Source organism: Herbaspirillum sp. LeCh32-8, from assembly GCF_017814915.1.
Classification (GTDB): Bacteria; Pseudomonadota; Gammaproteobacteria; order Burkholderiales; family Burkholderiaceae_D; genus Herbaspirillum.
The window spans coordinates 107,380-132,080 of the sequence record NZ_JAGIPZ010000005.1 but is presented as its reverse complement, the minus strand read 5'-3'; the positions used below and the strand labels follow the sequence as shown (position 1 = coordinate 132,080).

Annotated in this window: 20 protein-coding genes; 9 read left to right on the top strand and 11 right to left on the bottom strand. The window is 64.7% G+C overall.

The window, feature by feature from the left end:
- Positions 1–106: 106 nt before the first annotated feature.
- The 3 genes from J8I26_RS11415 to J8I26_RS11405 all read left to right on the top strand — a co-directional run bounded on the left by J8I26_RS11415 (position 107) and on the right by J8I26_RS11405 (position 2,364).
- Complete coding sequence (locus tag J8I26_RS11415) at positions 107–1,297, top strand: porin (protein WP_209607227.1); 1,191 nt, start codon at positions 107–109, stop codon at positions 1,295–1,297.
- 205 nt (positions 1,298–1,502) lie between these two features.
- Positions 1,503–1,937 (top strand): YeeE/YedE family protein, encoded by a 435-nt coding sequence (locus J8I26_RS11410; protein WP_209607226.1) that lies wholly within the window; start codon positions 1,503–1,505, stop codon positions 1,935–1,937.
- Between the two features lies 1 nt (position 1,938).
- Positions 1,939–2,364 carry a DUF6691 family protein gene (locus J8I26_RS11405; protein ID WP_209607225.1) on the top strand — a complete coding sequence of 142 codons (426 nt, stop codon included), beginning with the start codon at positions 1,939–1,941 and terminating at the stop codon, positions 2,362–2,364.
- Between the two features lie 294 nt (positions 2,365–2,658).
- Here J8I26_RS11405 and groL read toward each other — a convergent pair whose 3' ends face one another.
- The 6 genes from groL to J8I26_RS11375 form a co-directional block, all read right to left on the bottom strand.
- Positions 2,659–4,317, bottom strand: a complete 1,659-nt coding sequence (gene groL / locus J8I26_RS11400; RefSeq protein ID WP_209607224.1) for a chaperonin GroEL — start codon at positions 4,315–4,317, stop codon at positions 2,659–2,661.
- Between the two features lie 106 nt (positions 4,318–4,423).
- On the bottom strand, positions 4,424–4,714 hold the full coding sequence (gene groES, locus J8I26_RS11395) for a co-chaperone GroES (protein ID WP_209607223.1): 291 nt from the start codon (positions 4,712–4,714) through the stop codon (positions 4,424–4,426).
- Between the two features lie 336 nt (positions 4,715–5,050).
- Positions 5,051–7,327 (bottom strand): NADP-dependent malic enzyme, encoded by a 2,277-nt coding sequence (locus tag J8I26_RS11390; RefSeq protein ID WP_209607222.1) that lies wholly within the window; start codon positions 7,325–7,327, stop codon positions 5,051–5,053.
- A 794-nt stretch (positions 7,328–8,121) separates the two neighbouring features.
- Positions 8,122–9,645: a methyl-accepting chemotaxis protein gene (locus J8I26_RS11385; protein WP_209607221.1), complete on the bottom strand. Its 1,524-nt coding sequence runs from the start codon at positions 9,643–9,645 to the stop codon at positions 8,122–8,124.
- A 181-nt stretch (positions 9,646–9,826) separates the two neighbouring features.
- Positions 9,827–10,624 carry a type I methionyl aminopeptidase gene (gene map / locus J8I26_RS11380; protein ID WP_209607219.1) on the bottom strand — a complete coding sequence of 266 codons (798 nt, stop codon included), beginning with the start codon at positions 10,622–10,624 and terminating at the stop codon, positions 9,827–9,829.
- 108 nt (positions 10,625–10,732) lie between these two features.
- Positions 10,733–11,326 (bottom strand): cupin, encoded by a 594-nt coding sequence (locus J8I26_RS11375; RefSeq protein WP_209607217.1) that lies wholly within the window; start codon positions 11,324–11,326, stop codon positions 10,733–10,735.
- 219 nt (positions 11,327–11,545) lie between these two features.
- Here J8I26_RS11375 and J8I26_RS11370 point away from each other — a divergent pair, with 219 nt between their 5' ends.
- Complete coding sequence (locus J8I26_RS11370) at positions 11,546–12,499, top strand: LysR substrate-binding domain-containing protein (RefSeq protein WP_209607215.1); 954 nt, start codon at positions 11,546–11,548, stop codon at positions 12,497–12,499.
- 42 nt (positions 12,500–12,541) lie between these two features.
- Here the strand turns inward: J8I26_RS11370 and J8I26_RS11365 are convergent, their stop codons facing one another.
- The 5 genes from J8I26_RS11365 to J8I26_RS11345 form a co-directional block, all read right to left on the bottom strand.
- Positions 12,542–13,744, bottom strand: a complete 1,203-nt coding sequence (locus J8I26_RS11365; RefSeq protein ID WP_209607213.1) for an MFS transporter — start codon at positions 13,742–13,744, stop codon at positions 12,542–12,544.
- 318 nt (positions 13,745–14,062) lie between these two features.
- A complete protein-coding gene (gene dgoD, locus J8I26_RS11360) occupies positions 14,063–15,211 on the bottom strand; it encodes a galactonate dehydratase (RefSeq protein ID WP_209607211.1) in 1,149 nt (382 codons plus the stop codon).
- A 65-nt stretch (positions 15,212–15,276) separates the two neighbouring features.
- The gene (locus J8I26_RS11355) at positions 15,277–15,915 is read right to left on the bottom strand and encodes a 2-dehydro-3-deoxy-6-phosphogalactonate aldolase (protein WP_209607208.1); all 639 of its coding nucleotides are present in this window, start codon (positions 15,913–15,915) and stop codon (positions 15,277–15,279) included.
- 33 nt (positions 15,916–15,948) lie between these two features.
- Positions 15,949–16,911, bottom strand: coding sequence for a 2-dehydro-3-deoxygalactonokinase (locus J8I26_RS11350; RefSeq protein ID WP_209607207.1), 963 nt, complete (start codon positions 16,909–16,911; stop codon positions 15,949–15,951).
- Between the two features lie 49 nt (positions 16,912–16,960).
- Positions 16,961–17,887, bottom strand: a complete 927-nt coding sequence (locus J8I26_RS11345) for an aldose 1-epimerase (RefSeq protein ID WP_209607205.1) — start codon at positions 17,885–17,887, stop codon at positions 16,961–16,963.
- Positions 17,888–18,380: 493 nt separating this feature from the next.
- Here J8I26_RS11345 and J8I26_RS11340 point away from each other — a divergent pair, with 493 nt between their 5' ends.
- From J8I26_RS11340 to chvE, 5 genes are all read left to right on the top strand, one after another.
- Positions 18,381–19,355, top strand: coding sequence for an ABC transporter substrate-binding protein (locus J8I26_RS11340; RefSeq protein ID WP_209607203.1), 975 nt, complete (start codon positions 18,381–18,383; stop codon positions 19,353–19,355).
- A gap of 370 nt (positions 19,356–19,725) precedes the next feature.
- Positions 19,726–21,276, top strand: coding sequence for a sugar ABC transporter ATP-binding protein (locus tag J8I26_RS11335; RefSeq protein ID WP_209607201.1), 1,551 nt, complete (start codon positions 19,726–19,728; stop codon positions 21,274–21,276).
- Positions 21,273–22,352, top strand: coding sequence for an ABC transporter permease (locus tag J8I26_RS11330; RefSeq protein WP_209607199.1), 1,080 nt, complete (start codon positions 21,273–21,275; stop codon positions 22,350–22,352). The genes J8I26_RS11335 and J8I26_RS11330 overlap by 4 nt, the downstream gene beginning before the upstream one ends.
- Positions 22,349–23,380 (top strand): galactofuranose ABC transporter, permease protein YjfF, encoded by a 1,032-nt coding sequence (gene yjfF, locus J8I26_RS11325; RefSeq protein WP_209607197.1) that lies wholly within the window; start codon positions 22,349–22,351, stop codon positions 23,378–23,380. The genes J8I26_RS11330 and yjfF overlap by 4 nt, the downstream gene beginning before the upstream one ends.
- Before the next feature lie 213 nt (positions 23,381–23,593).
- Positions 23,594–24,667 (top strand): multiple monosaccharide ABC transporter substrate-binding protein, encoded by a 1,074-nt coding sequence (gene chvE / locus J8I26_RS11320; RefSeq protein WP_209607195.1) that lies wholly within the window; start codon positions 23,594–23,596, stop codon positions 24,665–24,667.
- Positions 24,668–24,701 lie beyond the last annotated feature (34 nt).

The window sequence follows — 24,701 nt, the reverse complement described above, 5'->3', positions numbered from 1 at the left end:
AGTCTTCTTGATGTTTCTCTCTGGAAGCTTGGGCGGGGCGATGGGTCTGGATAGGCAAGCGAACCGCCAACAATCAAACAGCAATTCAACAACTTTGGAGTTCTTCATGAAAAAGTCCCTCTTGGCACTGGCAGTGCTCGGCGCCTTCGCCGGCGTGGCGCACGCGCAAAGCTCGGTCACCATCTACGGCATCATCGACGCCAGCCTGTCGTACAACAGCAAGGTGGCGACCACCGGTACCGGCAACGGCAACCGCATGGGCGTCGACTCCGGTGCGATCAAGGGTTCGCGCATCGGCTTCAAGGGCAGCGAAGACCTGGGCGGCGGCATGAAGGCGCTGTTCAACCTGGAAAACGGTTTCAACCTGGATAGCGGCGCTGCCGCCCAGGGCGGCACCCTGTGGGGCCGTACCTCCACCGTCGGTCTGTCGGGCGGTTTCGGCACCGTGCTGCTGGGTCGTCAGAAGGACTTCACCGACGATATCGCGGCCTTCACCTCGATCAACGACTTCGGCGGCATGGTCAGCCAGGTGCACGCACGTGACCTGGACCGCACCAACGGCGAACGCGTCAACAACTCGATCCGCTACAACACCAACAACTACAACGGCTTCTACGGCAGCCTGATCTACGGCTTCGGCGAACAAGCCGGCGCCAACACCGCCGGCCAGTCCTTCGGCATCGGCGGCGCCTACTCGAACGGTCCGTTCAACGTCGGCGTGTCCTACTTCCAGGCCAAGAAGGGCGGCACCTCGGGCGCCAGCGACGTCGCTTCGACCAACGCCACTTCGTGCACCAACGCCACCGGCTCGGCCGGCGACACCTGCCTGAAGACCTGGACCCTGGCGACTTCGTACCAGTTCGGCCCGGCCAAGCTGTACGGCTCCTGGTCGCGCGTGAAGCTGCCGCTGGCCACCGCCGGCGCATCCTCCTCGTTCTCCGCAGCGTCGGCTGCCAGCTACTCGGCTGACACCACCGGCCAATTCCTGGTCGGCGGCGTGAACAACGAGAAGAACGACATCTTCGACGTCGGCGTGAACTACGGCCTGACCCCGGCCCTGTCCCTGCTGGGCGCAGTGCAGTACACCAAGGCCACCTTCGTGGGCGCCTCCAACGGCCACCTGCTGCAACTGAACCTGGGCGCCAAGTACGCCCTGTCCAAGCGCACCAGCCTGTACGCGATCTACCGCAATCTGCGCGCGTCCGACACCTACAACCCGGGCGTGACCAACGGCCAGGCTCCTGGTTCGGACAGCAGCCAGAACGCCGTCAACGCCGGCATCATCCACTCGTTCTGATCGCTCGAATGGATCAACGCCGCGCATGACGCGACACAGGGCGGCCGGCAGCATCGCCGCCCTGCGTAACACGTTTCCCCTGTAGTACCCGCAGGCCGCGCCTTCCCCGGCCGGCCTGCAACGCCCGCATTCTTCCCGGATGCGGGCGTTCTGGTTTGGGGCCGCGCTTTCTATAATGGCGCTTCCACCCGAACCGGAATTTCCCATGCACATCGACTGGACCCATTTCGCGCCCTGGCCCGCGCTGGCCGGCGGCATTGCCATCGGCCTGGCGGCCGCCATCATGATCCTGTTCAACGGCCGCATCGCCGGCATCAGCGGCATCGTCGGCGGCTTGCTGCGCGCGGCCCCCGGTGAGCGCGGCTGGCGCGCCGCCTTCATCGCCGGCCTGGTGGCGGCGCCGCTGCTGGCATCGCTGTGGGGATGGCGCATGGCCTTGCATATCGACGCCGGCTGGCCGGCGGTGATCGCGGCCGGTTTCCTGGTCGGGCTGGGCACGCGTTACGCCGGCGGCTGCACCAGCGGCCATGGCGTCTGCGGCATCTCGCGCGGCGCATGGCGTTCGATCGTTGCCACCGCCACCTTCATGGCGGCCGGTTTCGCGACGGTGTTCGTGCTGCGCCATGTGCTGGGAGGCTGAGATGAGCGTGCGCGCATCGATCATTTCCTTCATCGCCGGTCTGCTGTTCGGGCTGGGCCTGATGCTCTCCGGCATGGCCGATCCGGCCAAGGTGCTGGGTTTTCTGGATCTGGCCGGGGTATGGGATCCCTCGCTGGCCTTTGTGATGGCCGGCGCCATCGGCGTGGGCGTCGCGGCGTTCGCACTGGCGCGTCGCCGCAGCGTGTCGCTGCTGGGACTGGCTATGCAGTTGCCGCGAGCGGCCGGCATCACGCCGCGCCTGTTGCTGGGCAGCGCGCTGTTCGGCATCGGCTGGGGCGCGGCCGGCTTTTGCCCGGGGCCGGCGCTGGTGGCGCTGGGGATGGGGGAGGCCAAGGCGCTGGGCTTCGTGCTGGCGATGCTGGCCGGCATGGGCGTGTTCGAATGGCTGGAGGCGCGTCGGCGCTGACGCCGCCTTGGACTTCCCGTGCAATCCGCCGTGACGGCGGATTTTTTTCGTCCTGATTTGTAATGCAATGTTGCGGCCGCGCACGGCGACATCTTTCATTACCTTTGCGGCTGCCAGCGACATATTGGGTGGCGGCGGCGCGCCTATAGCGGCTCCTTGAATGGGGATCACTCTTGTGAGCTCGGGCGCTGGACTGCCGGCGCCCAAAGAAAAACCCGCGCCGGTTTCCCGGCGCGGGTTTTTCTTTTCGGTTGGCAGCCCCAACAAACCGGGGCCGGCAGGCCGGAAGGCAAATTACATCATGCCGTCCATACCGCCCATGCCGCCCATGCCGCCCATACCACCCATGCCGCCAGGCATGCCGGCCGGCTTGTCGTCAGCCACTTCTGCCACCAGTGCGTCGGTGGTCAGGATCAGCGAGGCCACGGAAGCGGCGTTCTGCAGGGCCGAACGGGTCACCTTGGCTGGATCCAGCACGCCCAGTTCCACCAGGTCACCGTAGGTGCCGTTGGAGGCGTTGTAGCCGAAGTTGCCGGTGCCTTCCAGGACCTTGTTCACCACCACCGACGGTTCGTCGCCGGCGTTGAAGACGATCTGGCGCAGCGGCTCTTCGATCGCGCGCAGCACGATCTTGATGCCGGCTTCCTGATCCGGGTTGTCGCCCTTCAGGTCCTTGACGTTGGCGCGAGCGCGCAGCAGGGCAACGCCGCCGCCAGGCACGACGCCTTCTTCAACAGCGGCGCGGGTAGCGTGCAGTGCATCTTCCACGCGGGCCTTCTTTTCCTTCATTTCGACTTCGGTGGCAGCGCCAACCTTGATCAGCGCAACGCCGCCGGCCAGCTTGGCCACGCGTTCTTGCAGCTTTTCACGGTCGTAGTCGGAGGTCGCTTCTTCGATCTGGGCACGGATCTGCTTGACGCGCGCTTCGATGGTCACGGCTTCGCCGGCGCCGTCGATGATGGTGGTGTTTTCCTTGCCGATTTCCACGCGCTTGGCTTGGCCCAGTTCAGCCAGACCGGCCTTTTCCAGGGTCAGGCCGACTTCTTCGGCGATCACTTGGCCGCCGGTCAGGATGGCGATGTCTTCCAGCATGGCCTTGCGGCGGTCGCCGAAGCCAGGAGCCTTCACGGCGGCGGTCTTCAGGATGCCGCGGATGTTGTTGACCACCAGGGTGGCCAGCGCTTCGCCTTCGACGTCTTCAGCCACGATCAGCAGCGGACGGCCAGCCTTGGCGACTTGTTCCAGCACCGGCAGCAGATCACGGATGTTCGAGATCTTCTTGTCGAACAGCAGGATGAACGGATTGTCCAGAGCGACGATCTGCTTTTCCTGGTTGTTGATGAAGTACGGCGACAGGTAGCCGCGGTCGAACTGCATGCCTTCCACGATTTCCAGTTCGTTTTCCAGCGACTTGCCGTCTTCCACGGTGATCACGCCTTCTTTGCCGACCTTGTCCATGGCTTGGGCGATGATGGCGCCGATATCAGCGTCGGAGTTGGCCGAGATCGAGCCGACTTGAGCGATTTCCTTGGAGGTGGTGGTGGGCTTGGACAGGTTCTTGACTTCGCCGACGATGGCGGAGACAGCCTTGTCGATGCCGCGCTTCAGGTCGGTCGGGTTGAAACCGGCGGCCACGTACTTGAAGCCTTCGCGCACGATGGCTTGTGCCAGCACGGTCGCGGTGGTGGTGCCGTCACCGGCGTTGTCGGAGGTCTTGGAAGCAACTTCCTTGACCAGCTGGGCACCCATGTTTTCCAGCTTGTCCTTCAGTTCGATTTCCTTGGCCACGGACACGCCGTCCTTGGTCACGGTCGGGGCGCCGAAGCTGCGCTCCAGCACAACGTTGCGGCCCTTGGGGCCCAGGGTCACCTTGACCGCGTTGGCCAGGATGTTGACGCCGTTGACGATCTTGGCGCGTGCTTCATCGCCGAAAATAACTTGCTTTGCTGCCATGTTGGATTCTCCAGAAATTCGGTTGAATTCGTGGCGCCGGGCCGGCTTGAGCCGCCTCGGCGCGATGTCGTGCTGCCGGCGGCCTGATCAAAGGCCGCTTGCCGAATTACTTCTCGACGACGGCGAACAGGTCTTCTTCGCGCATGACCAGCAGTTCCTGGCCATCGATCTTCACAGCCTGGCCGGAGTACTTGCCGAACAGAACGCGGTCGCCGATCTTCACGGACAGCGGACGGACCTTGCCGTCATCCAGGATCTTGCCATTGCCGACGGCCAGGACTTCGCCTTGGTCCGGCTTTTCGGTCGCTGCGTCAGGCAGAACGATACCGGAAGCGGTCTTGGTTTCCTGGTCGAGGCGCTTGACGATAACGCGATCGTGCAAAGGGCGAAGATTCATGAGAACTCCTTAGTTTTCAATAAGTTAGTCTTGATTGCGGCGATGGCTGCAATGGTTTTTCTTCCAAATGCAGCAAACCTCACCGCATGAAAAAGGGGGATTCAGCCACGGCGGGTTGTTAGCACTCTCCCGTGACGAGTGCTAAGTATAGGGATGGAGGTTGGATTTTTCAAGGCGGGGGATCTGCGCGCGCCTGAGAAAACGTCCAAATTCCCGGGGAAAATTGCCGGAAAGGAAAAAACTTCAGGGAAATCAGACGTTTAGGTAGAGCAGAAGGGGTGTTGCAGGTCCCGCAACCGACCCAAAGGCGGGCCGGCTGCAGGCAGACCGTCAGGCTCAGGCGTTGCGCTTGCCCGCGTCGGTGGCCTTGGCGGCCGCCAGTGCGGTCATGTTGATCACGCGACGTACAGTGCTCGACGGGGTCAGCACGTGCACCGGCGCGGCTGCGCCCAGCAGGATCGGGCCGATGGTGGTGCCTTGGCCGCCGCTGGTCTTGAGCACGTTGAACAGGATGTTCGCGGCGTCCAGATTGGGGCAGACCAGCACGTTGGCCGAGCCGGTCAGGCCGCTGTCGCCCAGGCCGACCTTGGCGCGGATGGCCTCAGACAGCGCGGCGTCGCCGTGCAGCTCACCTTCGGACTCGATCTGCGGCGCCAGCTTCTTGAAGTGCTGGTGCGCCTCGGCCATCTTGCGCGCCGACGGACGCGACGAGCTGCCGTGGTTGGAGTGCGACAGGAAGGCCACCTTCGGCGGCACGCCGAAGCGCGCCACTTCCTCGGCCGCGGCCAGCGCGATGCGCGCCAGTTGCTCGGCGTCCGGGGTGTCGTTGACGTAGGTGTCGGTGATGAACAGGGTCTGTTCCGGCAGCAGCACGGCGTTCAGGGCGGCGAATTCCTGCGCGCCGTCCTTCAGGCCGATCACGTTCTGCACGTGGGCCAGGTGGCCGTCGTAGTTGCCGTCCAGGCCGCACAGCATGGCGTCGGCGTCGCCGGCCTTGACCATCAGCGTGGCCAGCAGGCTGCGGCTGGCGCGCACGTCGGCTTCAGCGCCCTGGTATTGCGCGGCGTACCGGGCCACGCGCGGGTCGTTGGCGGGATCGAAGCACTGCACGTTCTGGCCCAGCTTCAGGCGCAGGCCGGCCTTCTTGATGCCGGCTTCGATGGCGTCCGGGCGGCCGATCAGGATCGGCGCGGCCAGTTTTTCATCGGCCACGAACTGCACCGCGCGCAGCACGCGCTCGTCTTCGCCGTCGGCGTAGACCACGCGTTGCGGGGACAGCTTGGCGGTGTTGAACACCGGCTGCATGAACATGCCGGTCTGGTAGATGAAGCGGGTCAGCTCTTCGCGGTAGGCGTCGAAGTCCTTGATCGGGCGGGTCGCCACGCCGGACTCCTGCGCCGCCTTGGCCACGGCCGGGGCGATCTTCAGGATCAGGCGCGAGTCGAACGGGGTCGGGATCAGGTAGTCGGGGCCGAACACCAGTTCCTTGCCCGGGTAGGCGGCGCTGACTTCATCGCTGGTCTCGGCCTTGGCCAGGTCGGCGATCTCGCGCACGCAGGCCAGCTTCATGGCTTCGGTGATCTTGGTGGCGCCGCAGTCCAGCGCGCCGCGGAAGATGTACGGGAAGCACAGCACATTGTTGACCTGGTTCGGGTAGTCCGAACGGCCGGTGGCGATGATGCAGTCCGGACGCACCGACTTGGCCAGCTCGGGGCGGATTTCCGGTTCCGGGTTGGCCAGCGCCAGGATGATGGGCTTGTCGGCCATGGTCTTGACCATCTCGGCGGTCAGCACGCCCGGGGCCGAGCAGCCCAGGAACACGTCGGCGCCGTTGACCACGTCGGCCAGGGTGCGCGCCTCGGTCTTGATGGCGTAGCGCTGCTTGGAGGCGTCCAGGCCGCCCGGGCGGCCTTCATAGATCACGCCCTTGCTGTCGACCATGTAGACGTTCTCGCGCTTGACGCCCAGGCCGATCATCACTTCCACGCAGGCGATCGCCGCCGCGCCGGCGCCGGAGACGGCGATCTTGACCTTGGCGATGTCCTTGCCCACCAGCTCCAGGCCGTTCAGCAGGGCGGCCGAGGAGATGATGGCGGTGCCGTGTTGGTCGTCGTGGAAGACCGGGATGTTCATGCGGGCCGACAGCTTTTGCTCGATGTAGAAGCACTCGGGCGCCTTGATGTCTTCCAGGTTGATGCCGCCCAGGGTCGGCTCCAGCGCGGCGATGATCTCGACCAGCTTGTCCGGGTCGGTCTCGGCCAGCTCGATGTCGAACACGTCGACGCCGGCGAATTTCTTGAACAGGCAGCCCTTGCCTTCCATCACCGGCTTGGAGGCCAGCGGGCCGATGTTGCCCAGGCCCAGCACGGCGGTGCCATTGGAGACCACGGCCACCAGGTTGCCGCGCGAGGTGTAGTCGAAGGCCTTCAGCGGGTCGGCTTCGATGTCCAGGCAGGGGTAGGCCACGCCCGGCGAATAGGCCAGCGACAGGTCGCGCTGGTTGGACAGGGGCTTGGTCGCGCGGACCTCGATCTTGCCGCGCGACGGGGTGCGGTGGTATTCGCGGGCGGCGTCACGCAGGAGTTGCTCGGCGGCGGAAAGTTGATGTGTCATGGTCTTCGCAGGAGGTAAGAAACGTAATGATGAGTAAGGCTCAAAAACGAGAAGCGCGATCTGTCTCGCAGCTTCGATGATAGAGACGCTCCGAAACGGGGCGCTGCACAACATCGAATCCATCAGGGAAACAGGCCGGCGTCCAGGCTTTCGCGGGTGGCGGGAGCCGATCGGCGGCGTGTTTCGGTTCAGCCGGTCCGCTTCTCAGGGGTGTGAGAGGCGGGCGAACCTCGGGAGCGGGCTTTCTGGGCCAGGGCCGGTTGAGGCGGCGGGGCGATCCGGACTTGAAGGATCCGACAGCAATGTACCAAAGAACGGGCGGTCAGGTCGGACGCGGTCGGTTCGGGGGATGGGCAGATGGACAAGGCCATCGGGGGAGATCCGGGAGCCCAGCGCCACCGAGTCGGAACGGTGCGACGAGCCCGGGATTCTGAACCGCCTGAACGATAAGGTCAATCTTGTGGACGGATCGGGCGTTTTGCCGCCGCCGTCGTACGCACCGCCGGTGACTCACTTTTCATGGGGGATTTCTTGGCGAACATCATCCTGTTCCGCGACGACTGCAACACTTGCCATTGCATTGGGGCCAGCACGGCGCTGGCTTTGGCGACACCGCTGCATCACTACGAGGCGGTTGGCCTGTCGCGGCAGGCGCATCGCCGCGCAGGCGGCGCAGCCGGGTGTGCCGCGCCTGCCCCTCACTCGTGATCGACGGCCTTGTGCTGCGGCTGGATCATTCTTCCATCGATCACTACAACGAAGCAATGAGCAGCTGAGCGACCGGGCGCGGCGCTTCAGCCGCGCAGCTGGAACACGCTCACCAGCTGGGCCAGCTGCGCCGCCTGGTCCTGCATCGAAGCGGCGGCGGCCGCGGCTTCTTCCACCAGGGCGGCGTTCTGTTGGGTGACCTGGTCCATCTGCGTGATGGCGCGGTTGACCTCTTCAATGCCGGCGCTTTGCTCCACGCTGGCGGCGCTGATCTCGGCCACCACATCGGCCACGTGTTTGACGCTGGAAACGATCTCCTGCATGGTCTTGCCGGCGGCCTCGACCAGGTGCGAGCCGGTGTCGACCTTGGCGACCGAATCCTCGATCAGGGCCTTGATCTCGCGCGCAGCGGTGGCGCTGCGCTGGGCCAGCGAGCGCACTTCGGAGGCCACCACTGCGAAGCCGCGGCCCTGCTCGCCGGCGCGCGCGGCTTCCACCGCGGCGTTGAGCGCCAGGATGTTGGTCTGGAACGCGATGCCGTCGATCACGCCGATGATGTCGGCGATCTTGGTCGAGGCGCTGTTGATGTCGGCCATGGTGCCGACCACCTGCTCGATCACCTGGCCGCCGTCGGCCGCCACGCCCGAGGCGGAGATCGCCAGCTGGTTGGCCTGGCGCGCGTTGTCGGCGTTCTGGCGCACGATCGAGGTCAGCTCCTCCATCGACGAGGCGGTTTCTTCCAGCGCGCTGGCCTGTTCTTCGGTGCGGGAGGACAGGTCGAGGTTGCCGGCGGCGATCTCGGCCGAGGCGGTGGTGATCGTGTCGGTGCCGTTACGTACGCCCGCCACAATACCCGACAGGCTGCCGCGCATGGTCTCGATGGAGCGCAGCAGGCTATGGCGGTCGTCGCGGCGCAGGGTGATGGCGGTGGACAGGTCGCCCTGGGCGATGCGTTCGACGATACCCACGGCAGCAGCCGGTTCGCCGCCCAGCTGGCGCAGGATGGAGCGCAGCATGAACGCCGCCATGCTGGCGATGGCGGCCATCAGCACTGCGCCGATCAGCAACAGGATCAGCGCATTGCGATAGAAGGCCTGGTTGATGTCGTCAATGTAAGCGCCGAAACCGATGGTCCAGTCCCAGGGCGCGAACTTGGTGACGGCATACAGTTTCAGCACCTTCTCGGTGGTGTTGGGACGGGTGCCCTCGGCGGTCAGCAGGCCGATCTCCTTGCCGGCCAGTGCGGCGCGGTAGCGGTCGCCGTCTTCCTTGGCGGTCTTGTCCTGGATGCCCACACGCTTGGGGTTGGGGTGGACGTAGTTGAAGTCGTCGCTGTAGCCGCGCACGAAGAAGTAATTCTGCTCCTTGGCGTAGCTGCCGATGATCAGCTTGGCCTGCGCCTGCGCCTGCTCGCGCGTGAGCTTGCCGGACTGTTCCAGCGCGTAGGATTTTTCCGAAGCCGCCTTGGCCAGCGTCACCAGCAGCGAGAGCTGGGCCTCGCGCTCTTCCAGCATGGTCTTCTTCAAGGTATTGAGCGAGACCATCGCGATCACCAGGATCCCCACCAGCGTGGTCGCGCACAGCCAAATGATTTTGGTACGAAGCTTCACTATCCCTATCCCCCTGTATATCTATGACTGAACATGTGTTCATTTGATTTGAACGCATGAATGTACCGGAAAGCAGTGGGAGGGTAAAAACAGAAAAAGCCTGTATTCACAGGCTTCTTGTGGTCGTTTGCAGAGTCATTGCCATTCTGACAATGGTGCAAAGGAGCTTAAGCGAAGGGGCCTAAGTACGCTGCGCGATGGTCGGATAGTCGCCGAACGGCTCCGGCCAGGGGGTGAGGATTTCGTAGCCGCTGGCGGTCACCACCACCATGTGTTCCCATTGCGCCGACAGCGAGCCGTCGGCGGTGATCACGGTCCAGCCGTCGTCGAGCTGGCGCGAGTGGCGCTTGCCGGCGTTGAGCATGGGTTCGATAGTGAAGATCATGCCTTCCTTCAGCGGTAGGCCGGCGCCGCGCTGGCCGTAGTGCAGCACCTGCGGCTCGTCGTGGTAGGTGGTGCCGATGCCGTGGCCGCAATATTCCCGCACGATCGAAAAGCCGTCGCGATGCGCCACCGACTGGATCGCGTGGCCGACATCGCCCAGCGTGGCGCCGGGGCGCACGGTGCGGATGCCGGCGCACATCGCTTCATACGTGGTTTCCACCAGTTTCTTCGCGGCGGCGCTGGGCTGGCCGACGAAGTACATGCGGCTGCAGTCGCCATACCAGCCGTCCTTGATCACGGCCACGTCGACGTTGATGATGTCGCCGTCCTTCAGCACTTGGCCGGACGGAATGCCGTGGCAGATCACTTCGTTGACCGAGCTGCAGATGGTCTTGGGAAAGCCGTGGTAGCCGATGTTGGCCGGCTTGGCCTTCTGCACCTTGGTGATGTGTTCAAAACAGATGCGGTCCAGCTCATCGGTGGTGACGCCGGCCTTGACGTGCTCGGCCACGATGTGCAGCACTTCCGCCGCCAGTTGCCCGGCGGCGCGCGCCTGGGCGATTTCTGCGGCGCTGCGCAGCTTTACTTTTCTCATGCTTGCTGGTTCCCCTGGTTGCCGCACGCGGGAGCTGCGGCCATACGATAGGCATCTATTCTAGCCGCGCCGCCTGCAAATTGCCCGCGGCAAGTTGCGCCCGCTTGATCAGCTGCGCGGCCAAAGCTGCGCCAGCGGCGGCGATGAGCCGCGCACCGGATCGTTGTCGGGGAAGGGCAGGGTGCGGATACGCTGCAGCATCTTTTCATCCGGCGCGGTGGTGCAGACGTCCCATTTCTGTCCGGCCGGATACGCGCCCACCACCAGGAAGTCGCGGCTGGCCGAGAGGCGGCAATGCCCGGTGCCGGCAGGCAGCAGCACCACATCGCCACGGGCAACGTCGACCGTGCGCCCGCCCGGGCCGCCCAGCATCAGGCTGGCCTGTCCGGCCGCGATGCCCAGCACCTCGTGCGCGGTGGAATGGTAGTGGTGATAGTCGTAGACGCCATCGCGCCATTGCGGCGGCCAGCCGTTGGCGGCAAATAACTCCTCCAGCCGCTTGGCGATGTCGCCCTCGGCGATCACGTTGCGGTAATGCAAGACCGGCAGCCTCTCGTTGTTGGGCACCCAGTCGTTGCGTTCCAGAATGAAGTGCTCGGGCGCGCTCGAGGCGGCTGCCGCCGAGGCCGCGCCGGGCAGCGCGGCCAGTGTCCAGGCGCCCAGCAGGGCGTGCATGAAATTTCTCCGGTTCATCTTTTCCATCGTGGCTCCGTGCAGGCTGATATCGCGCGGGAAAAATCGTGGGACGCGCGCGGGTGAAGTTCATGTCGATACGGTTGCTGCGACGCGCAATAGTTCCTGCCGCCGCGTCCGCATGATCCTCGTGCATTGCAGTTTGGCGCGCGGCGCCGACTGGGTAAAATGGATAATTCAGAAGCGATCCATCTGTGCCAACGATCAATAAGAACTGACAGGATTCCCATGGAACTGAGGCAATTGCGCCAATTCGTCGCGGTGGCGGAAGAAAAGAGTTTCACCCGCGCGGCCCAGCGCTGCCATATCGTGCAGTCGGCGCTGTCGAGCTCGATCCGCCTGCTGGAGGACGAGCTGGGTGCGCCGCTGTTCGTGCGCACCACCCGCAACGTCGCGTTGACCGCCGCCGGCCACGCCTTCCTGGAAAGCGCGCGGCGCGCGCTGGGCGTGCTGGAGCAAGGCGCCACCGATGTTGCCGACGTCAACGCGCTGCGACGCGGGCGGCTCGCCATCGGCACGGTGCAGAGCCTGCCGTCCTTTGTCGACCTGCCGGCTGTGCTGGCGCGCTTTCACCGCCGTCATCCCGGCGTCGAGGTGCGGCTGTGCCAGGGCGCGGCGGGCGAGTTGAACGAGAAGGTGTCGTCGCGCCAGCTCGACCTCGCCATCCTGCCGATTGAAGAAAGCGGCGAAGGCCTGCAGACCGAGATCATCGCCTGCGAAGACCTGGTGCTGGCCTGCACCCAGGGGCACCGGCTGGCCACGGCGCGCTCGGTGACGCTGGAGCAGCTGGCGGCGGAGGAATTCGTCGACTTCGAGCAGGGGCGGGGCACCCGCATGCTGGTCGACCGCGGCTTTGCCGAGGCCGGCCTGCGGCGCCGGCTGGCGTTCGAGGTGAGCGACCTGGAAACCCTGCTCGACCTGGTCGGCCATGGCCTGGGCGTGGCGTTGCTGCCGCGCGACGTGGTGCTGGGTCGCAAGGGCAAGCTGGCCTGCGTCAACCTGCGCGGCGTCGAGTTGTGCTGGGAGCTGGTCGTCACCCACAAGGCCGCCGGGCGCAGCGGCGCCGCTGCGCTGGATGCGGCGCCGGCGGCATTTCTGGAGCTGCTGATGGCACAGGCCCGGGCCGGCGAATCGGCCCGTGAAAAAGAGAAGGAGCAGGGCAAGCGGCGTAAGGCCGCCTGAGCTGTCAGGTGAGCAGGATGAACAAGGTGAGCAAGCGGGCGATCAGATGAAGCGGCGCACCGGCTTGCCGCCGAACAGCGCGATGCCGGCCATGATCAGCGCCACCAGCACGAAGCTCACGCGCAGGCTCAGGTGTTCGGCCACGCCGCCGATCAGCACCGGCCCCAGCAGCATGCCCACATAGGCGAAGCGCGCCACGGCGGCGATGCTCTCTGCCGCGCTCATCCCCGGTACGCGTGCGGCCGCCAGGAAGAAGATCGGCATCAGGTTGGCGATGCCCAGTCCCGAGAGGAACAGGCCGAAGATGGTCGCCAACGGCAGCGGCACGGCCGCCGCAAAGGCGATGCCGACCGCGCCCGTGGCCGCGCTCCAAGCCAGCGTGCGCACGCCGCCGATGCGCGCGCGGATGCGGTCGCCGGTCAGTCGGCCGGTGGCCATGCCGGTGGAGAACGCCGCATAGCTGTAGCTCACCAGCGCGGCCGGCGACATGGCGACGTCGCGCATGTAGACCGCCGCCCAGTCGTACATCCCGCCTTCGCAGGCCAGCGCCAGGAAAGCGATGGCGCCCAGCACCAGCACCATGCGTCGTCCCTGCTTGCCGGCCTCGTGTCCGTCGGTCTGGGCCGTCGCGTCGTCGTGCGCCGCGTCGGGCAGCATGAAGCGTTTGGCGAACAGGGCCACGCCCAGCGTGCACGCGCCCACCAGGCAGGCATGCGCGAACGGCGACAGGCCGGGCACCGCGCCCAGCGCGGATCCGGCGATGCCGCCGATGCTGAACATGGCATGCAGGGTCGACATGATGGGTTTGCTGCGACCGCCTTCCACCAGCGCGGCCTGCACGCTCATGGCTACATCGAAGGCCGCCATCGCGGTGCCGAACACCAGCAGCAGCGCCACCAGCATCCAGAACTGCGGCGCCAGCGGAATGGCCAGCAGCGTGAAGGCGTACAGGATGCCGGACAGCATCAGCCCGCGCGCGCTGCCGACCTGGGCGATCCACTTGCCCGAGCGCCCCATGGTCAGCAGCGCGCCGCCGGCCACGGCCAGCATGGCCAGCGACAGCACCGCGTCCGACAGGGCGAAGCGCTCCTTCACCGAGGGGATCAGCACGCCCCAGGTGGCGAAGGTGGCGCCATTGACGAAGAACTGCGCCATGGTGGCCCAGGTGGCGCCGCGCATGCCCGGCGGCTGTCGATCAATGCGGATGGGCTGGGCAGCGTTGCTGCAGTCGGTGCCGTGGCTCATGGTGAATCCTGACGAAAAGTGCGAAAGGCTGCCACTTTGCCAGCTTTCCGGCTATCCGTTAAATGGAATATTCAGATGGGACTGATCTTTTTGGCCGATGAGTGAGGGTGGCGCGCAAGCTTGCACGCATGCATATTGATCGCTCCTCTGTCGTTGCCCTCTCAGCGAAACGACACTGGGTCCCGGCGCAGGCCGGGATCCAGTATCGTTCGCCGCACCGCGCCGGCAACAAAAAAGCCCGGCCGACAAAGTCGGATCCGGGCTGGAGGCACTACTGAGGAGATCGTTGTCGTGCGGGGGAATGCGTCAAGCGCGGGATCACCATTCCGCGAAGCTGCCGTCCTTGTGGCGCCAGATCGGGTTGCGCCAGCGGTGGCCAACCTCGGCGCGCTGCTTGACGTATTCCTCGTTGATCTCGATGCCCAGGCCGGGGCCTTGCGGGATTTTCACGTAGCCGTCTTCATAGGCGAACACGTTCTTGTCGCGGATGTAGTCGAGCAGGTCGTTGCTTTCGTTGTAGTGGATACCCAGGCTCTGTTCCTGGATGAAGGCGTTGTAGCTGCCGGCGTCGACCTGCAGGCAGGAGGCCAGCGCGATCGGACCCAGCGGGCAGTGCAGCGCCAGCGCCACGTCGTAGGCCTCGGCCATGGCGGCGATCTTGCGCGTTTCAGTGATGCCGCCGGCGTGCGAGACGTCGGGCTGGATGATGTCCACGTAGCCCTCGGAGAGGATGCGCTTGAAGTCCCAGCGCGAGTACAGGCGTTCGCCCAGCGCGATCGGGGTCGAGGTCAAGTGCGCGATTTCCTTCAGCGCTTCCGAGTTCTCCGACAGCACCGGCTCCTCGATGAACATCAGCTTGTACGGTTCCAGTTCCTTGATCAGCACCTTGGCCATGGGCTTGTGCACGCGGCCGTGGAAGTCCACGCCGATGCCGACGTTGGGGCCGACCGCCTCACGCACCGCCTGCACGTTGGCCAGTGTCAGTTCGATCTTGTCGTAGCTGTCGATGAATTGCAGCTCTTCGGTGCCGTTCATCTTCACTGCGGTAAAGCCGCGCGCCACCGCATTCTTGGCGGCAGCTGCAGTGTCGGCCGGACGGTCGCCGCCGATCCAGGAGTACACGCGGATCGAGTTGCGCACCGCACCGCCCAGCAGCTGGTGTACCGGCACGCCCAGCGACTTGCCCTTGATATCCCACAGCGCCTGGTCGATGCCGGCCAGCGCGCTCATGTGGATCGCGCCGCCGCGATAGAAGCCGCCGCGATAGAGGATGGTCCAGTGGTCTTCGATGTTGCGCGGATCCTTGCCGATCAGGTAGTCGGCCAGTTCGTCCACGGCTGCCGCCACGCTGTGGGCGCGGCCTTCAACGACCGGCTCGCCCCAGCCGAAGACGCCTTCGTCGGTTTCGATCTTCAGGAAGCACCAGCGCGGTGGAACGATGAAGGTGCTGATCTTGGTGATTTTCATTGCTTGTCCGTTCTTGGAAATATTCAGTGATGTGGATCGGTTGTTCAGTGCGGCGTCGCCTGCGCTCAGGCCAGCTCTTTCCAGGCGGCGACGAAGGCCTGCGCGCGCTGGCGCACGTCGTCGGCGGAGAGGCCCGGGGAATACAGCGCCGAGCCCAGGCCGAAGCCGGAGGCGCCGGCCTGGCGGAACACCGCCATGCCCTGCGGCGTGATGCCGCCCACTGGCAGCAGGGCGATGTCGCGCGGCACCACCGCGCGCCAGGCCTTGACCACCTGCGGGCCGAGCTGCTCGGCCGGGAACATCTTCAACACGTCGGCGCCGGCGTCCAGCGCGGCGAAGGCCTCGGTCACGGTGGCTACGCCGGGCGCGCAGTACATGCCGGCCGCGCGCGCCGCGCGGATCACCGCGCCATCGCTGTGCGGCATGACGATCAGTTCGCCGCCGGCGGCCTTGACCTGTTCCACCTGTTCGGGTTTCAACACGGTGCCGGCGCCGACCACGCAGTCGGCCGGCAGGCTGCGGCGCAGCGCTGCGATGCTCACCAGCGGTTCGGGCGAGTTGAGCGGCACTTCGATGATGCGGAAACCGCTTTCATACAGGGCCGCGCCGATGGCCTCGGCTTCGGTGTTGCGCACGCCGCGCAGGATGGCGATCATGCCGGTGGCGGCGAGCGCGTCTTCGAGTCGTTTGGGATTGCTGTTCATGAATTCCTTGCTTGCAGTGTTGATGGCGGCGGCTTAACTGACCAGCCCCGCGTGTTGGGCCAGCAGCCACAGGCCGGCTTCGGTGGCCTGCTCGGCCACGCTCACCGGGCCCATGCCGTAGAGTTCCAGCGCCAGTCGGTAGCGGCGGCACAGGCCGGCGTCGCCGATCAATACGATGCGCTGGCGGTGCAGCGTGTTGATCGACTTGAGCGCGGCGATCTCGTGGCCGATCAACAGGCCCGAGAGATAGTCCGGTTGGGCGCTGCCGTCGAGTTCGCCGGTCAGCCCCAGCGTGCGGCTGCTGAAGATGTTGGACAGCACCCCGGCCTGCCCCTCGGGCGTCTGCGCCACGCGCGCGCCGCGCATGAAGGCGGCGTCGTCGGGCGCATCCGGCTTTTGCATGGTGCGCCCGAGGATGGTGTGGGTCGACAGCGCGCCGTAGACTTCGCCGGTCATGAAGGTGTCGAAGTGCTGCAGGCGGCCGTTGGATACGCGCACCCATTTGGAGTGCGTGCCGGGCAGGCCGATCAGCAGTTCGTCGTCGCGGTACTGGCGCAGTGCGCCGATGACCTGGGTTTCCTCGCCGCGCATCACGTTGGGCAGGGTGGAGACCTGCAGCAGTCCCGGCACGATGTAGAGCGGGCGGCCCGCGCCGGTGTCCACTTGGGTGAGCTTGCGGCCGATGCGGTCCGGCGCCAGCGGGATGGCCAGGTAGGGCGCCTCGCGCCAGCCCTGTTTGCTGCCCACCATGCCGGCGGCGATCAGCGGCGCGTCGGGCGCCGCGTCCATCCAGTCACCGCAGGCCGATTGCAGCGCCAGGCGGAACGGCGCCTCGGGATCGTTGCCCACTTCCACCACCGGCAGGTTCATGATGCCCCAGGGATGGCTGCGGCGTTCCAGCACTTCGCCCTGCGTGCCGAAGCGGTAGCAGCGCAGCGAGGAAGTGCCCCAGTCCAGCGCGATCAGCGCGCAGTCGTTGTGTGTTTCTTGGTTCATGTTCTTGTGTCGTGTTGCCTGCGTCATTGCTTGTTCGTGGCGCCGGCGCTCAGGTTTCGCATACCGAGAAGCGGGTCAGCAGCACCATGTCCTCACCGGGCGCCAGGTCGATCAGGCCGGGGCGATTGGGCATGTGGAAGGCATCGATCGGATGCGTGACCGGCTCCAGGCAGAAATAATCCAGGCCGGGTGGGCGGTACAGCAGCGTGTAGCCGCTGCGGTCGGTGGTGTGCATCTGCAGGCGCAGGCCGCGCGAAGGATCTTCGATCATGGCCAGGCCGTCCCAGCCCTCGAAGCAGTTGTCCACCAGCGGGCCTTCCAGCGGCGCCGGGCGGTTGTAGTCCCAGCTCAGCGGCAACTTGCGCGCGAAGCCGGTGGGAATCGGGTCGGCGCCGGACAGCCACACCCCGCGCGAGCGGAACTGCAGGCGCGTCCTGGCGTCGTGCAGGAAGTAGGGATGCAGGCCGAGGCCGAAGGGCAGCGTCTGGTCGCCGGTGTTGGTCACGCGCAGCTCGATCTCCAGCGAGTTCTCGCGCAGCGTCAGCAGCTGGCGCGCGCTGTAGACATAAGGATTGCCGTCGAAATGGGCCGACTCCAGCTCCAGCGTCATGCGGTCATCCGCCTGCACCGCGACGCTCCAGGCCTGCTGCCAGCTGTCGCCGTGGATGGGATAGGGTTCGCCGTCGCGGTTGGGGCGAACCGCGTGCTTTTTGCCGTTGAATTCGAAGCCGCCGTCGGTGATGCGATTGGACCAGGGCAGCAGCGGAAAGCAGGCGGTGGCGTAGAGATTGGCGCCCTGCTCGTCCCACGGGCGAAACAGCGGCAACCACCGTCCGTCGCGCTGCCAATCCCAGGAGGCGATGCTGCCGCCCAGCGTGGGCATCACGCGCAGCCGCTGGCGGCCGGAGGTCAGGGTATGGATTTCCGGCAGCGTCTTGGAGCCTGCGGAGAGGGCATCGGTTGCTCGGGAGGGCATGTCTCGCTCTGTGTTGTTATGGGATGCAACGCGTGCCGGACGACATTGTGTGTCAGTGGCGCGGAAGGCCATCGCATGAAGGAGAGGATTGCTCACGTAAGGTCGCACTCACGTCTTCTCACGCAATGTGCTTCAAAAAAAACACGCCGATCCTATCACCGGGGTTTGATGCGGAATAATGAAAAAAAGAACACAAGCGATATCAAAACTGTGAGCATGCATTGGGTGAAATCGGGGCGTCGTTGCTCGCTTGCGCAGCGCCGGTGAGGCCGGCTCAGCGATGTGCGAAACGATATCGAATTTCTTCAAAAATTCATTGGATGGATATTTTTCGCTCTTCTACTATTGACCGCGAATTGACGGGACAGATTCTTCCTGCAATTTGAGACAGCACCGCGCCGAACATCAACAAGACCTAAGCACCGCCGGCGCAGCGCAAGCACTTCTTGCACATAACAGGGAAATCGACGATTTCCGGCCAATGGAGACAAACATGAAAACGAAGAGAAGAGCGCTTCTGGGCGCAGCCATTTGCATCGGCCTGGGCAGCACCATCGCCGGCCTGCCCGCATTCGCCGCCGACAAGCCGTTGACCCTGGGTTTCTCGCAGGTCGGCGCCGAGAGCGAATGGCGCACCGCCAATACCGTGTCGATCAAGGACGCCGCCAAGCAGGCCGGCGTGAACCTGAAGTTCGCCGACGCGCAGCAGAAGCAGGAAAACCAGGTCAAGGCGATCCGCTCCTTCATCGCGCAAAAGGTCGACGTGATCGCCTTCTCGCCGGTGGTCGAATCCGGCTGGGAAACCGTGCTGCGTGAAGCCAAGGCCGCCAAGATCCCGGTGATCCTGACCGACCGCGCCGTCAACGTTTCCGACAAGTCGCTGTACGTGACCTTCATCGGCTCCGACTTCGTGGAAGAAGGCCGCCGCGCCGCGCGCTGGCTGCAGGAGAAGGCCAAGACCCTGCCGGCCGGCGACATCAATATCGTCGAGCTGCAAGGCACCGTCGGCTCGGCCCCGGCGATCGACCGCAAGGCCGGTTTCGAGGAAATCATCAAGACCGACCCGCGCTTCAAGATCATCCGCTCGCAGACCGGCGACTTCACCCGCGCCAAGGGCAAGGAAGTGATGGAAGCCTTCTTGAAGGCCGACGGCAAGAAGATCAATGTGCTCTATGCGCATAACGACGACATGGCCATCGGCGCCATCCAGGCGATCGAAGAGGCCGGCATGAAGCCGGGCAAGGACATCCTGGTGATCTCGATCGACGGCGTGAAGGGCGCGTTCGAAGCCATGATGGCCGGCAAGCTCAACGTCACCGTCGAATGCAGCCCGCTGCTGGGACCGCAGCTGATGCAGATCGCCAAGGACGTGAAGGCCGGCAAGGAAGTGCCCAAGCGCATCACCACCGAAGAAAGCGTGTTCCCGGCAGAAGTCGCGGCCAAGGAATTCCCGAACCGCAAGTATTGATCGCATCCGCGGCGTCGGTCGGGTCTCGACGGTCGCTGAACGACGCTGGGTTCCTGCTTTCGCAGGAACGACGGGTGGTGAGTTGCTTGAGCAGTCGGCGGTCTTGGCTGTCACCGCTGTGTCGTCCCCGCGACAGCGGGGATCCAGTGTCGTTGATTGCGCCTCAAGGGACGCTGAACGACGCTGGGTCCTGACCTCCGTCAGGACGACAGGGAAGAGGGAGCTTGAACCCTCGGTTGTTCGAGGTGATCCCTTGCTCGTCGTCCCCGCGAAAGCGGGGACCCAGTGTCGTTTGTCGCGCCTCAAGGAACGCTGAACGACGTCGGGTCCTGATCTTCGTCAGGGCCTTGGTATCTTGGCAGGAGTTGCAATGACGATGTCTGTCGGGACGCAGGCGCGTCCCATGTTGGAGTTGAGCGGTATCGACAAGGCGTTTGCCGGCGTGAAAGCGCTGGCCGGCGTCGGCTTGCGCTTGTTCCCCGGGGAGGTGCATACCTTGATGGGGCAGAACGGCGCAGGAAAATCCACCTTAATCAAGGTTCTCACCGGCGTGTATGAGCCTGACAGCGGGCGCATCGAGCTGGACGGACGCGAGATCGCCCCCTCGTCCACCCTGCAGGCGCAAGCGCTGGGCATCAGTACCGTCTACCAGGAAGTCAATCTCTGCCCCAACCTGTCGGTGGCGGAGAACATTTTCGTGGGCCGCTATCCGCGCCGCTTCGGTCGCATCGACTGGAAGACGGTGCATGCCGAGTCGCAGCGTTTGCTGCAGCAACTGCAGATCGACATCGACGTGAGTGCGCAGCTATCGTCCTATCCGCTGGCTATCCAGCAGATGGTGGCGATCTCGCGCGCGCTGTCGGTGTCGGCCAAGGTGCTGATCCTCGATGAGCCCACCTCCAGCCTCGACGAGGCCGAAGTGCAGCAGCTCTTCAAAGTGCTGCGCCGACTGCGCGAGCAGGGCATGGCGATCCTCTTCGTTACCCATTTCCTGGACCAGACCTACGAGATTTCCGACCGCATCACGGTGCTGCGCAACGGCGTGCGCGAAGGTGAATACGCGGTCTCCGAGTTGTCGCGGCTGGAGCTGGTCAACAAGATGGTGGGTGTCACCGCAGTCGACCAGCGCAAGGTCGAAGCCGGCGCCGAGGCGCTGGCGCAGGAGTTGTCGGCCGATGAAGCCGGTCGCGGCGAAGTGTTCCTGCAGGCGCGCGGCTTCGGTCGCCGCGGCATGCTGGCGCCGCAGGATCTGGAGCTGCGCCGTGGTGAGGTGTTCGGCCTGTGCGGCCTGCTCGGCTCCGGCCGCACCGAGATGGCGCGACTGCTGTTCGGTGCGGATCGCGCCGACAGCGGCGAGCTCAGCGTGGGCGGCAAGACCGTGAAGCTAAACGTGCCGCGCGACGCCATCGCAGCCGGCATCGGTTTCTGCTCGGAAGACCGCAAGAAGGAAGGCGCGATCCTCGAACTGTCGGTGCGCGAGAACATCATCCTCGCACTGCAGGCGCGCCAGGGATTGTTCCGCGTGTTGCCGAGGAAGCGCCAGAACCAGATCGCTTCGGACTACGTGAAATGGCTGGGCATCAAGACCGCCGACCTGGAGACGCCGATCGGCTCGCTCTCCGGCGGCAACCAGCAAAAGGCGCTGCTGGCGCGCTGGCTGGCGACCGATCCGGGCATGCTGATCCTGGACGAACCGACGCGCGGCATCGATGTGCGCGCCAAGCAGGAGATCATGGATTTCGTCATCGCCATGTGCCGCAAGGGCATGGCCATCCTCTTCATCTCTTCCGAAATTCCGGAAGTCATCCGCTGCAGTGACCGCATGCTGGTGCTGCGCGACCGTCGCCCCTGCGGCCAATACCAGCGCGGCGAACTCGACGAGCAGTCGGTGCTGCAGGTGATCGCAGGAGAAGCCGCATGAGCGCCTCCATGGAATCCAAATTGATACCTGATACCACGCAAGACAATACGCAACCCGCGCTGGCCTGGCTGATGCGCCACCCGCTGGCGCGTCCGCTGGCCGCGCTGGCTGTGCTGCTGCTGATCGACTTCTTCCTGGTGCCGGGTTTCTTCCGACTGGAGATCAAGGACGGCCACCTGTACGGCGCGCTGGTCGACATCGTCAATCGCGCCGCGCCGCTGATGCTGGCGGCGCTGGGCATGACGCTGGTGATCGCCACGCGCGGCGTGGACATCTCGGTGGGCGCGGTGGTGGCGATTTCCGGCGCGGTGGCGGCGATCCTGATCGGCGGCAAGATGGTGGTGATCGACGGTGCGCCGCAGTACGTCAGCAACGTGCCGATGGTGTGGGCGCTGTGCGCGGCCATGGGCGCGGCGCTGCTGTGCGGTGCATGGAACGGGCTGCTGGTGGCGGCGCTGGGTCTGCAGCCCATCATCGCCACGCTGATCCTGATGGTGGCCGGGCGCGGCCTGGCGCAGCTGCTCACCGACGGCCAGATCGTCACGGTCTATTACAAGCCGTTCTTCTTCCTGGGCGGCGGCTACCTGTTCGGGTTGCCGTTCTCCTTGTACATCGCCGGCGCGATGTTCCTGCTGCTGGCGCTGCTGATGAAGAAGACCGCGCTCGGCCTGTTCATCCAGTCGGTCGGCATCAATCCGGTGGCGTCCAGGCTGGCCGGCATCCGCACGGCGGCGCTGATCTTCTTCGTCTACATGTTCTGCAGCGCCTGCGCCGGGCTGGCCGGGCTGATGATCGCCTCCAACATCAAGAGCGCCGACGCCAACAACGCCGGCCTGCTGCTGGAGCTCGACGCCATCCTCGCAGTGACGCTGGGCGGCACCTCGCTGGCCGGCGGCAAGTTCAGCCTGGTGGGCAGCGTGATCGGCGCGCTCATCATCCAGACCCTGACCTACACCATCTATTCGCTGGGCGTGCCGCCCGAGGTGAACATGGTGGTCAAGTCCATCGTGGTGTTCCTGGTCTGCCTGTCGCAGTCGCCGGAATTCCGCCGCATCTTCAAATCGGTGAAATCATGAGTGCGATTCCCTTCCTGCGCCGCGCTTCGGCGGCGCCCTGGTTCACGTCGCTGGTGACGGTAGCGTTGCTGGTGATCATGCTGCTGGCGGGCGCGGCCGGTTACGACGGTTTCCTCTCGCCGCAGGTGATGCTGAACCTGCTGATCGACAATTCCTTCCTGCTGGTGGTGGCCATCGGCATGACCTTCGTGATTCTCTCGGGCGGCATCGACCTGTCGGTCGGCTCGGTGCTGGCGCTGACCACCATGCTGTCGGCCTGGATGCTGCAGAGCTGGCACTGGAACCCGATCCTGGTGATCGCCATCGTGCTGGGCCTGGGCGCGGCCTTCGGCGCGGCGATGGGCGCGCTGATCCACTACTTCAAGCTGCAGGCCTTCATCGTCACGTTGGCCGGCATGTTCCTGGCGCGCGGGCTGTGCTACCTGATCAGCATCAACTCCATCACCATCGACGATCCGCTGTTTACCGCCATGTCGCAGACGCGTATCGAGTTCGGCGAACTGTTCGTCTCGCCCAGCGTGGTGATCGCCGTGGCGATGCTGGCCGTGGCGATCTGGCTGGCGCACTGCACGCGCTTTGGCCGCGCGGTCTATGCCATCGGCGGCAACGAGCAGTCGGCCATGCTGATGGGCTTGCCGGTGGGGCGCACCAAGGTGCTGATCTATGCCTTCAGCGGATTTTGCGCGGCGCTGGGCGGCGTACTGTTTTCCTTTTATATGTTGTCCGGCTACGGCCTGCATGCGCAGGGAGCGGAACTGGACGCCATTGCCGCCGTGGTGATCGGCGGCACGCTGTTGACCGGCGGCTATGGCTACGTCGCCGGCACCCTGACCGGGGTGCTGATTCTGGGCGTGATCCAGACCCTGATCGCCTTCGACGGCACCCTCAGTTCGTGGTGGACCAAGATCTTCATCGGCGCCTTGCTGTTCATTTTCTGCGTGGCGCAGCGGGTCATCTCGCTGGGCGCCGCGCGCGCCAAATCCGCGTCGGCGGCCAAGGCGGCGAAAGCCGCGCCGGCGCTGGGATAGCGAGGATTTGTTCAGATAATTTAAGATAACTTTACATAGAGGGAGTCATACTAAAAAACATATCCATTACGCTCAAAAAATCATTAGAAATGTATTGGTAAAGTGATTAATGTAGAGGCCGCAAAACAGTACCTCTGCGAACCACAGTAGATCAACGCGGCGCTGTGTAGAGAACAACAACACGCCATCTATAAATAACAGGAGACATACGGCATGAAGATCAAATCGGTATTGACCGGGCTGGCGCTCGGCTTGGGCGTAACACTGATGTCCGTCAGCGCGCAAGTGAGCGCACAATCGAAGTCGCTGGTCGGCGTGGCAATGCCCACCAAGTCCTCGGCACGCTGGATCGCCGACGGCAACAACATGGTCAAGGTCCTGAAGGAAAAGGGCTACAACACCGACCTGCAGTACGCTGAAGACGACATCCCCAACCAGCTGTCCCAGATCGAGAACATGCTGACCAAGGGCGCCAAGGTGCTGGTGATCGCCGCCATCGACGGCACCACTCTGACCGACGTGCTGCAAAAGGCCGCCGACAAGGGCGTCAAGGTCATCGCCTATGACCGCCTGATCCGCGGCTCCAAGAACGTCGACTACTACGCGACCTTCGATAACTTCCAGGTCGGCGTGCTGCAGGCGCAATCGCTGGAAAAGGCGCTGGGCCTGAAGGATGGCAAGGGTCCGTTCAACATCGAACTGTTCGGCGGCTCTTCGGACGACAACAATGCCTTCTTCTTCTACAACGGCGCCATGTCGGTGCTGAAGCCCTACATCGACAGCGGCAAGCTGGTGGTGCGCTCCAAGCAGATGGGCATGGACAAGGTCGCGACCCTGCGCTGGGATCCGGCTACCGCACAAGCCCGTATGGACAACCTGCTGTCGGCCTACTACACCAACGCCAAGGTGAACGCAGTGCTGTCGCCGTATGACGGCCTGTCGATCGGCATCCTGTCGTCGCTGCGCGGCGTGGGTTACGGTTCGGCATCGCAGCCGTTCCCGTTCGTGTCCGGCCAGGATGCTGAAGTGCCGTCGGTCAAGTCCATCATCCGCGGCGAGCAGTATTCGACCATCTTCAAGGACACCCGCGAACTGGCCAAGGTCACCGTCGGCATGGTTGACGCCGTGCTGGGCGGCAAGCAACCGCAGATCAACGACACCAAGACCTACAACAACGGCGTGAAGGTTGTGCCTTCCTTCCTGTTGAAGCCGGTCGTCGTCGACAAGTCGAACTGGAAGCCTATCCTGATCGACAGCGGCTACTACACCGAGGCACAGGTCAAGTAAGTACAGACGGGCGGCGCGATGACAAGCAACAACA

Excerpts from the sequence above, each read along its gene's own strand:
- map (WP_209607219.1), bottom strand. The coding sequence starts at position 10,624 with ATGAGAAAAGTAAAGCTGCGCAGCGCCGCAGAAATCGCCCAGGCGCGC.
- J8I26_RS11330 (WP_209607199.1), top strand. The coding sequence starts at position 21,273 with ATGAGCGCCTCCATGGAATCCAAATTGATACCTGATACCACGCAAGAC.
- J8I26_RS11340 (WP_209607203.1), top strand. The coding sequence starts at position 18,381 with ATGAAAACGAAGAGAAGAGCGCTTCTGGGCGCAGCCATTTGCATCGGC.
- chvE (WP_209607195.1), top strand. The coding sequence starts at position 23,594 with ATGAAGATCAAATCGGTATTGACCGGGCTGGCGCTCGGCTTGGGCGTA.
- yjfF (WP_209607197.1), top strand. The coding sequence starts at position 22,349 with ATGAGTGCGATTCCCTTCCTGCGCCGCGCTTCGGCGGCGCCCTGGTTC.
- J8I26_RS11335 (WP_209607201.1), top strand. The coding sequence starts at position 19,726 with ATGACGATGTCTGTCGGGACGCAGGCGCGTCCCATGTTGGAGTTGAGC.
- groES (WP_209607223.1), bottom strand. The coding sequence starts at position 4,714 with ATGAATCTTCGCCCTTTGCACGATCGCGTTATCGTCAAGCGCCTCGAC.
- J8I26_RS11405 (WP_209607225.1), top strand. The coding sequence starts at position 1,939 with ATGAGCGTGCGCGCATCGATCATTTCCTTCATCGCCGGTCTGCTGTTC.
- J8I26_RS11350 (WP_209607207.1), bottom strand. The coding sequence starts at position 16,911 with ATGAACCAAGAAACACACAACGACTGCGCGCTGATCGCGCTGGACTGG.
- J8I26_RS11355 (WP_209607208.1), bottom strand. The coding sequence starts at position 15,915 with ATGAACAGCAATCCCAAACGACTCGAAGACGCGCTCGCCGCCACCGGC.
- J8I26_RS11375 (WP_209607217.1), bottom strand. The coding sequence starts at position 11,326 with ATGGAAAAGATGAACCGGAGAAATTTCATGCACGCCCTGCTGGGCGCC.
- J8I26_RS11370 (WP_209607215.1), top strand. The coding sequence starts at position 11,546 with ATGGAACTGAGGCAATTGCGCCAATTCGTCGCGGTGGCGGAAGAAAAG.
- J8I26_RS11415 (WP_209607227.1), top strand. The coding sequence starts at position 107 with ATGAAAAAGTCCCTCTTGGCACTGGCAGTGCTCGGCGCCTTCGCCGGC.
- dgoD (WP_209607211.1), bottom strand. The coding sequence starts at position 15,211 with ATGAAAATCACCAAGATCAGCACCTTCATCGTTCCACCGCGCTGGTGC.
- J8I26_RS11390 (WP_209607222.1), bottom strand. The coding sequence starts at position 7,327 with ATGACACATCAACTTTCCGCCGCCGAGCAACTCCTGCGTGACGCCGCC.
- J8I26_RS11365 (WP_209607213.1), bottom strand. The coding sequence starts at position 13,744 with ATGAGCCACGGCACCGACTGCAGCAACGCTGCCCAGCCCATCCGCATT.
- J8I26_RS11410 (WP_209607226.1), top strand. The coding sequence starts at position 1,503 with ATGCACATCGACTGGACCCATTTCGCGCCCTGGCCCGCGCTGGCCGGC.
- J8I26_RS11345 (WP_209607205.1), bottom strand. The coding sequence starts at position 17,887 with ATGCCCTCCCGAGCAACCGATGCCCTCTCCGCAGGCTCCAAGACGCTG.
- groL (WP_209607224.1), bottom strand. The coding sequence starts at position 4,317 with ATGGCAGCAAAGCAAGTTATTTTCGGCGATGAAGCACGCGCCAAGATC.